The organism is Streptomyces graminilatus, assembly GCF_001418565.1.
GTDB classification, from domain to species: domain Bacteria; phylum Actinomycetota; class Actinomycetes; order Streptomycetales; family Streptomycetaceae; genus Streptomyces; species Streptomyces graminilatus.
In genome coordinates this window covers 1-8,085 of the sequence record NZ_LIQQ01000713.1, presented here as the reverse complement: position 1 = coordinate 8,085, position 8,085 = coordinate 1, and the positions used below count along the sequence as shown (strand labels likewise).

8 protein-coding genes and 1 pseudogene are annotated in these 8,085 nt (G+C 70.1%); 6 read left to right on the top strand and 3 right to left on the bottom strand.

The features are described 5' to 3' along the window. The 3 genes from AOK08_RS40475 to AOK08_RS40465 form a co-directional block, all read left to right on the top strand. On the top strand, positions 1-1,155 hold a 1,155-nt coding region (locus AOK08_RS40475), incomplete at its 5' end, for a helicase associated domain-containing protein (protein ID WP_198539551.1). Between the two features lie 253 nt (positions 1,156-1,408). Continuing rightward, positions 1,409-1,762 carry a YciI family protein gene (locus AOK08_RS40470; protein ID WP_055535371.1) on the top strand — a complete coding sequence of 118 codons (354 nt, stop codon included), beginning with the start codon at positions 1,409-1,411 and terminating at the stop codon, positions 1,760-1,762. Further along, positions 1,759-3,015 carry an RNA polymerase sigma factor gene (locus AOK08_RS40465; RefSeq protein WP_055535369.1) on the top strand — a complete coding sequence of 419 codons (1,257 nt, stop codon included), beginning with the start codon at positions 1,759-1,761 and terminating at the stop codon, positions 3,013-3,015. The genes AOK08_RS40470 and AOK08_RS40465 overlap by 4 nt, the downstream gene beginning before the upstream one ends. A 67-nt stretch (positions 3,016-3,082) precedes the next feature. Here the strand turns inward: AOK08_RS40465 and AOK08_RS49045 are convergent, their stop codons facing one another. Beyond that, positions 3,083-3,358, bottom strand: coding sequence for a pyrroline-5-carboxylate reductase dimerization domain-containing protein (locus tag AOK08_RS49045; RefSeq protein ID WP_055535367.1), 276 nt, complete (start codon positions 3,356-3,358; stop codon positions 3,083-3,085). On the opposite strand from AOK08_RS49045, the gene AOK08_RS40455 reads away from it, so the two are divergent. Both AOK08_RS40455 and AOK08_RS40450 read left to right on the top strand, forming a co-directional pair. Next, a complete protein-coding gene (locus AOK08_RS40455; protein WP_422125820.1) occupies positions 3,346-3,579 on the top strand; it encodes a hypothetical protein in 234 nt (77 codons plus the stop codon). The genes AOK08_RS49045 and AOK08_RS40455 overlap by 13 nt on opposite strands. Beyond that, complete coding sequence (locus tag AOK08_RS40450; RefSeq protein WP_241827310.1) at positions 3,576-3,896, top strand: prefoldin domain-containing protein; 321 nt, start codon at positions 3,576-3,578, stop codon at positions 3,894-3,896. Before AOK08_RS40455 ends, AOK08_RS40450 begins: the two co-directional genes overlap by 4 nt. Before the next feature lie 134 nt (positions 3,897-4,030). Here the strand turns inward: AOK08_RS40450 and AOK08_RS40445 are convergent, their stop codons facing one another. Then, a complete protein-coding gene (locus AOK08_RS40445; protein ID WP_055535366.1) occupies positions 4,031-4,300 on the bottom strand; it encodes a helix-turn-helix domain-containing protein in 270 nt (89 codons plus the stop codon). A 392-nt stretch (positions 4,301-4,692) separates the two neighbouring features. Here AOK08_RS40445 and AOK08_RS40440 point away from each other — a divergent pair, with 392 nt between their 5' ends. Continuing rightward, on the top strand, positions 4,693-7,713 hold the full coding sequence (locus AOK08_RS40440) for a non-ribosomal peptide synthetase (RefSeq protein ID WP_063794234.1): 3,021 nt from the start codon (positions 4,693-4,695) through the stop codon (positions 7,711-7,713). A 178-nt stretch (positions 7,714-7,891) separates the two neighbouring features. On the opposite strand, the pseudogene AOK08_RS49040 reads toward AOK08_RS40440, so the two are convergent. Further along, a pseudogene (locus tag AOK08_RS49040) lies at positions 7,892-8,085 on the bottom strand (hypothetical protein); the annotation flags it as partial.

Below are 8,085 nucleotides of genomic sequence, written 5' to 3'. Positions count from 1 at the left end.
GCCTACATCCCGCCCGGCACCGACCCCACCGACCTCCTCGGCACCCCCTACGAAGCCCTCTGGCTGGTCACCGCCGCCCTGCGCCACCACGACCAGACCATCGCCGCCCGCACCCCGCGAGCCAACAACCAGCACCCCGCCCGCGACTCCCACACCTACATCACGCGCCGCTTCCGCTTCGACCACACCCTCGACCCCACCACGATCGCCCGCGCCCTCGACCTGCTCGTATGGCCCTCCAGCGGCGCCGTCCCGTCCGCCCCCCGCCGAGCCGGCCTCGCCGCCACCATCCGCTACCAGACCGAACACGACCACCTGCGCGTGCCCGCCGATTACGAGGACGCCTACGGCTACCGCCTCGGCAGCTTCATCACTGGCCAGCGCACCGCCTACCACGCGGGCACCCTCGACCCCGCATGGATCGCCGAACTCGACAAGCTCGGCATGATCTGGGACGACCACGAAGCCACCTGGCAGGGCCACCTGGCCACCGTCGAAGCCTTCCACGCCGAACACGGCCACCTCGCCATCCCGGCACAGGCCCCCGGCGGCCAGTTCCTCGTCGACCAACGCGCTCTGGCCCGCAGACACCGCCTCAACGCGGACCGCGACACCCAGCTAACCGCCCTCGACCCGGACTGGAAACTCCCCTTCGGCCCCGACTGGCACCGCAAATACCACCTGCTGCGCCACCACCTCGAAGCCGGCAACCACCCCAGCACGCTACGCCGCGACACGGTGATCCACTCGGTGAAGGCAGGCACCTGGCTGCACCGCCAGTTCACCACCTGGACCGACCTCGACCCCGGCCAGCAAGATCTGCTCACCCGTATCGGACTCACCCCCGACCGCGTCGCTTTGGGCCAGGAGCACACCGCAGGCAGCCCGGGCACACCGCGGCGGCGTACGTTCGCGCAGACCGCCGAGATCCTCGGGCTCTTCCTCACACGGTGGGAACGCACCCCCAGCGCCCGGGAATGGATCGAGGTCGACGGCGAGCGCGTCATGATCGGCCCATGGCTCGCGAAGACCCGCACCAAGCTGAACGCCGGCCAACTCCCTCCCAGCCAAGTGGACTTGCTGTCCGCCACCCTCGCCGAGCACGGCATCGACCTCGTGGACTCTCCCAGCACCACCGGACCACAGAACGACTGAAGCCTGCCGCCACGCATGCCCGTCAGCTGCCCCGTTCGCCGTCGGCCCCGTGCGGCGGCCTAGTTCGGCCGGCCTTATGCGAAGGCTCTGCGGCGGGGACGGAAGATCATCAACACGGAACATCGTCGGTGAGGAGTGGCGGCGCTCCGGTCGTCCCCCAAGTCCACGGCAAGATTCTTCGGCCGGTCTGTCGATTCTCCTTCTGGCCGTTCGTCATACCTGCGTAACCGGCCCAACGCATGAGGAGCGCACCGTGAAGTACCTGTTGCTGATCAACACCCCGTCGCCCGATTCCACCGAAGAGCAGCCGGCCGAAGGGCCGACCGTGGAGGAGTTCATGGCGTTCGACAAGGCTGTTTCCGATGCCGGCGTCAAGCTCGACGGCAACGGACTGGACGTCTCGACCGCGACGACGGTGCGTGTCCGGGTGAACGGGGAGCGCGTCGTGACCGACGGGCCGTTCGCGGAGACCCGGGAGATCGTCGGGGGCTACTACCTGATCGACGTTCCCGACCTCGACGCCGCGCTCGACTGGGCGGCCCGGTGTCCCGGTGCCCGCTACGGCACCGTCGAGGTTCGCACGGTCTGGGAGCCGGACCAGTCATGAACGAACGGCGAGCGGCCCGCTCCGTGGAAGCGGTGTTCCGCGAGGACCGGAGCCGGCTGCTCGCCCTGCTCGCCGCCCGGTTCGGAGATCTCGACCTTGCGGAGGAGAGCGCCTCCGACGCGATCGAGGCCGCGCTGGAGCGGTGGCCGGTCGACGGCGTGCCGGACAAACCACTGGCATGGCTGCTCACCACGGCACGCCGCAAGGCCATCGACCGGATCCGGCGCGACCGCACCTACACGCAGCGGCTGGCGGAACTCCAGGTGGAAAACGACCGGGCCACCACCACGGTGACCCAGGCCGAGCCGGGCTTCGACGACATCCCCGACGAGCGGCTGCAACTGTTCTTCACCTGCTCCCACCCCGCACTCTCCCCCGAGGCGCAGACCGCACTGACACTGCGCTTCCTCGCGGACCTGGCCACACCCGAGGTCGCCCGGGCATTCCTGGTGCCCACCGCGACGATGGCCCAGCGCATCGTGCGTGCCAAACGCAAGATCCGCAGCGCACGCATCCCGTTCCGCGTCCCGGGCCCGGACGAACTGCCCGCACGACTGCCCAGCGTGCTCCGGGTCGTCTACCTCGTCTTCACGGAGGGATACACCGCCAGCTCCGGCAACGACCTCCTCCGCCCCGACCTGGCCGACGAAGCCATCCGCCTCGCCCGGATCCTGCACAGGCTGCTGCCCCGAGAACGAGAGGTGACAGGCCTCCTCGCACTCCTGCTGCTCACAGACGCCCGACGCGCGGCCAGGACCGACGCCGCGGGAGGACAGGTGCTGCTGGAGGACCAGGACCGCGCCCTGTGGGACACCGACCTCATCACCGAGGGACAGCGCCTCGTCGTACCGGCCCTGACCGGTCCTGGCGTCGGACCGTACGCGGTGCAAGCAGCGATCGCGGCGCTGCACGACGAGGCAACCGACTTCACCACCACCGACTGGCCACAGATCGTCGCACTCTACGACGTGCTGCTCCAGATCCAGCCGTCCCCGCTCGTCGCACTGAACCACGCCGTGGCCATCGCCATGCGCGACGGCCCCCAGGCAGGCCTCGCCCTCCTGGACGGCCTTACCGAGGCCGAGGAACTGCGCGGCTACCACCTGCTTCCCGCAGCACGGGCCGACCTGCTGAGAAGACTGGGCCGCACCACCGACGCGGCCGCCGCCTACCGGACCGCCCTCGACCTCGTCCGCAACGAACCAGAACGCGCCACACTCGCACGCAGACTCGCGGAACTCACCGACCGGTGATCGCCCCACGCCCCAGGACACCCGGCAGCAGGTGCCATCGCAAGCGTCCTATGGCATGGCGCCAGGTTCAATCCCGCCGTGCCCCGAGCTGTGGCGCCGACTTTGACCGTTCGCTGTCCGCCGTCGCTTGGAATGCGGCACGCCATGCCGCGGCGAGGCCGTCCCCCGCGGCGTCGAGAGCGGTAGCGGTGTTGCCCCCGGGAACCGCCACGCGGTTCACGATGTCGTCCAAGCAGGCACCTCGGCCGACCAGTCGGCTCAGGGCGTGCAGACTCCGTGCGATGAGTTGCTCCGCCAGCTCCCGCGGCAGCGGGGCACCACGCTCCTGCTGTGCGTCGATCATTGCCCTGGCCGCACCGGCTACAAGAGTCGGCCGGGTTCGTTCCCCAGGCCAAGCGGTGGGTCGCGGAACTCGCCTATGGGATCTTGATGCTGTACCGCAGGCTGGTGCGCGACTACGAGCACCTGCCTCGCAGTTCGGAGTCGCGGGTGTACTGGGCGATGACCGCGGTGATATTGCGGCGGCTGACCGCGGCGACCGTACCCGCCTGGCGCACCGCATGACCGGCGGGGAGCTGACGCTCGGTGCGGTACTGGCACGGCTGGAGGAGCGGGAACGGGAGATCACCGCGCAGGCCGAGACGACGCGGGAACAGATCACGCAGCTGACCGCCCAGCTCGACGAACTCGGCCGGGCCGCCGAGGAGGTCCGGATCACCCGCAAGACACTGCTGGCGCTGCCCGATCCGCAGCCGCCCGCCCCCGCCGGCACCGAAACTGCCGGACCATCCGGCCTGCCCAGCAGATCATGGCGGTGTTCACCGCGGCCGACGGGCCGCTGCGTGCGCGGCAGGTGTGCGAGGCGATGGACGTGGCGGTAGCGCCCAACAACATCAACAACGTCTGCCTCGAGCTCAAGCGGCTGGTCGACCGAGGAATCCTGGCCGAAAACGAGCCAGGACTCTTCGCCTGGCCACGACCGCAATCGCCCGGAACTCAGCCCTGAGCAGCACACCTACTCGAGGTCCATGGCCGACTCGGCCGACGTCTCACGGCCCATCGCCTCGGACGGCGCGGTCTTGATGCTGCCCGGAGCCCAGCCAAGTGCTTCCTCGAAGCTTCGGGCAACAGTCGGGGTGGGCAGGTCCCCACGGTCGCGTTCGAAGGTCCTGATGGTCGCCTCACTCAGCCAGGTACGGCGCGCGAGTTCACGCTCCGCGATGCCCTCGGCCTCTCGGAACTCGATGAGGGCTCTCGCCAGCCGTGTCGAATCCTCTCCACTCATGACCGCAGTATGCCGCCGAGCCCGGGCCGGGATGGCCCTCCTACTCGGTCCCATGCCAGGGCACCGGGCGGCGGCAACACGCCCGCCAGGCCGAATCCCAGTCGCGGCCGCCGAGGGGCGCCCCATGGTGGCGCACTCCTGTGCGGGCCGGGAGGTCTGCTTCGGTAAGTCGGCACCCGCAGTCCGACAGCCGGCATTGTGCCGCCGTCGAGCCCGCACGGCTCTCAGGGGCGCGGACTCTCCGCCGCAGCCACACCGGCCATACCGGTTCATGGGTGATGCCATACCACTTCTTGACCTCTTTCGGGCAGCTCTGGAGATTCCCCTAGCAATCTGCCCCGCATGATGAGGCGCCTGCCGATGTGGCATGTGCGCGCCCGCCTGGAGATCGAATGAAGAACACAGCAGTCGGCCCTACCTACCAGCGTGCCATGACTCCTGCCGAGTGGACCTATCTTGGTCTGCCCATGCCACAGGACATCCAGTATGTGATCGAGGGCGAGGGTGGCCTTTCACCAGATGACGTCATCAGGGCCGTCGGTCTCGCTTCCGAGGCCTCACCCGGTACACGGCTGGTTCGGCGGGGCAAGATGTGGGTGGACAGCGGGGTCAGCCCGGCCGTGCGGGTCATGGACCGCCCGCTGGACCGGCGCCGCCTGGACTGCCAGGCACTCCATGCCCGTGGCAGTCGTCCGGGCACGCCCCTGGAAGTGCTGCTGTACCCCGGCGACCCGGCCTCCGTCGTCCTCAGGGGCCGACACGAGGTGACCGACGCCCGGGGCCTGGCCCTGTGGGCCGCGGATGTCTTCCGTGTCCTGCGCGGGCAGGAGCCCGTGGGCGCGTCGTCGGTCCTCAACAGCACGGAGTTCCTCGAGGCGCTGTATCCCCAGGGGCTGCCCCCGATCCCGCGCGGTGCGGGCGCCCTGAAGTGGCCGTCCCCGCTGGGCCGCGTGCCCGGGAGCAGCCGGAAGGTGATGTGGCGCAACAGGACGGTCGACGGCACCCACCCGGCGGCCACCGCCAAGGTCGCCGCCGCGCTCGCGGCCGCCTACGGGCCAGGAGGGAGAGGGAGCTTCTTCGTCCCGGTCGACCTGCGCCGTCACGACCCGGACATCCGGTCCACGGCGTGGCTGTCGCAGGCGTTGGTCCTCGACGTCGAGGGCGGCGAGGACTGGGAGCAGATCCACCGGAAGCTGCTCGCGGCGCTCGCCGAGGGCGAAGAGGTCGCCCTGCGCACCGAGCCGGACGTGATGCGCGTTCCGAGGACGGCCATACGGCTGCTGTCGAAGGCCGTCGCCCGTGCGGCCGCCCGCTCGGACCGCTACTCGGGGCTGGCCTTCGTCACCCACCTCGGCACCTTCGACCTGGCCGACTTCTCCGCCGACGGCTTCCGGGCCACCGCGATGTACACCCTGGGGGGCACCGGACCCGGCGCCCCTCCGGCCGTCGACCTCATGGATTCCGGCGACCACACCGAGGTCACGGTTTCCTGGCTGGACGGACCCGGCGTGGCGCAGCGCGCGGAGGATCTGCTCGACACGGTGGAGGAGGCGCTGTCGCCGTCCAGGAACCGTCGTTGGGACGGCAATCCGACCGAACGCGCGGTGCGTGGTGAGAGCCTGATGGAGCTGATCCGCTCTCAGGTGCGGCGGGCGCCGGACCAGGTGGCGCTCACCGGTCCCGAGGGTGATGTCACCTACCGCGAGATCAGTGACCGTGCCGACGCCGTCGCCCACGAACTGCACCGCCTCGGCGTCGGCCGGGGCTCCGTGGTGGGGCTGCTCGCCGACCGCACGGTGGCGGCCATCGCGGGTATCTGGGGAGTCGTCCGGGCCGGGGCGGCCTTCCTTCCCCTGGACCCGCTGCACCCGGACCACCGGCTCGCCGACGTGCTGGCCGATGCGGGCGTGCGCCACTGCCTGGTCCAACAGGGCCACGAGGGACGGGACCTCTTCTCGTCCGGCTGCGTACCGCTGCCGCTCGACGACCTTTCACGAGCGAAGCCCGGCCAGGCCGAGTTCCCCGACGTCCGGCCACGCTCGGACGATCTGGCGTATGTGATCTACACTTCCGGCTCGACCGGCCGGCCCAAGGGTGTGCTCATCGAGCACGGGAACCTGCTGAATTACCTGCACTGGGCCTTGGACATGTTCCGGATCGACACGGAGACCAGGCTCTCCCTGATGACCTCGCTGTCCTTCGACGTCTCCATGACATCGGTCTTCGGGCCGGGCATGGTGGGCGGGGCGATCGTGCTGGTGCCCGGCCGCATCAACCACCTGACGCTGCGCGGACTGCTGGAACGGTCCGGCGCCACCATGCTCAACCTCACCCCTTCCCATCTCGACCTGATCGGGCAACTGGACCTCCGGCCCACCGGCTACACCGGTGTGATCATCACCGGTGAGCAGCTCCGGGTGGAGGTGGCCGCGCGGGCGCAGCGGATGTTCGGGGAGAAGTGCCGGATCGTCAACCAGTACGGTCCGACCGAGGTCACCGTCGGGTGTACCGCCCATGTCTTCGACGAGGCGAGCGACGGCGGCGCTCACGCGGTGCCGATCGGGCTTCCCGGCTACAACTCCGCGGTGTACCTGCTGGATGAGCGGCATCGCTTCGTCGCGCCCGGCGAGACGGGGGAGATGTACCTGGGTGGCATTCAGCTGGCACGCGGCTACCTGGGCCGCCCCGACCTGGACGCCGAGCGGTTCGTCCGGCTGGCCGACGGCACCAGGGTGTACCGGACCGGGGACCTGGCCACCGTCCTGCCCTCGGGGCACCTCGCCTACGTCGGCCGTAACGACGACCAGGTCAAGGTGCGCGGCAACCGGGTCGAGCCCGCCGAGGTGGCGCGAGCGCTGGAGCGGCATCCCTCGGTGGAGCGCGCCGTGGTGGTGGCCAGGACGCGGCCCGGTGGTACGGGCAAGACGCTCTGTGCCTACGTCATCCCCACAGCGGAGGTCACCCCGAAGGAGCTGGAGGAGCACACGGCTGCGCTGCTGCCGCCCTACATGGTTCCGGCGGCGTTCGTCACAGTCTCCGAACTGGCCTACACCATCAGCGGCAAGGTGGACGCGCGGGCTCTGCCCGATCCTTTCGCCGCCGACGACAGCTCGACGGCCTCCGACATGGTGGCGCGTACGGCATCCACGACCGCCGACCCGGTCACCCGGGCAGTGGCCGAGGTCTGGTCCCGGGTCCTCGCCATCCCCCCGGAACGACTGGACGAGGAGGCCGACTTCCACCGGCTGGGCGGGGACTCCCTGGCGCTGCTCTCCATGCTTGCCGGGGTCAGCCATGATCTGCTGGCCCCGGGCGGGGAGGAAGAGTTCATGGCGAACCTGCTCACGATCATCGACAAGCCGACCCTGTCACGCGTGGCCCAGCTCGCCCGCACTGCGGGTGCGGTCGGTTGAGGATCGCCGCCCTCCCGCCGGACGCGGGCCGGAGAACGACGTAGACGGCGGTACCGACGCAGACGCCGAGGATGGCGCGGCGGCCGAAAGGCCAGGTGCACGGCGATGGCGAGCGGGGCGTACCAGGCCCCGTGCGCGGGCGTCCTGTCGCGTAGCGATCATTCGGATTCGAGGTTTCCGCTCCAGCCGGGGCCTTTCGCGCGGTCTGTAGCAGGGCGAGGCGCCGGTTCCGCAGCGCCTCCTCCGACAGCCCGAGCACGGGGGAGGGGTCGCGGATCTCCAGCACGTCGATCTCGAACGGGGCGAGGATCTCCTGCTCGATCGCCTCCGAGAGCCCGAGTTCAGCCCCAGGAAGCCGGGCGCTGTACGTGC

What these genes read in the sequence shown, in the direction of transcription:
- AOK08_RS40465 (WP_055535369.1), top strand. Translation starts at nt 1,759, where the DNA reads ATGAACGAACGGCGAGCGGCCCGCTCCGTGGAAGCGGTGTTCCGCGAG.
- AOK08_RS49045 (WP_055535367.1), bottom strand. Translation starts at nt 3,358, where the DNA reads ATGATCGACGCACAGCAGGAGCGTGGTGCCCCGCTGCCGCGGGAGCTG.
- AOK08_RS40450 (WP_241827310.1), top strand. Translation starts at nt 3,576, where the DNA reads ATGACCGGCGGGGAGCTGACGCTCGGTGCGGTACTGGCACGGCTGGAG.
- AOK08_RS40445 (WP_055535366.1), bottom strand. Translation starts at nt 4,300, where the DNA reads ATGAGTGGAGAGGATTCGACACGGCTGGCGAGAGCCCTCATCGAGTTC.
- AOK08_RS40440 (WP_063794234.1), top strand. Translation starts at nt 4,693, where the DNA reads ATGAAGAACACAGCAGTCGGCCCTACCTACCAGCGTGCCATGACTCCT.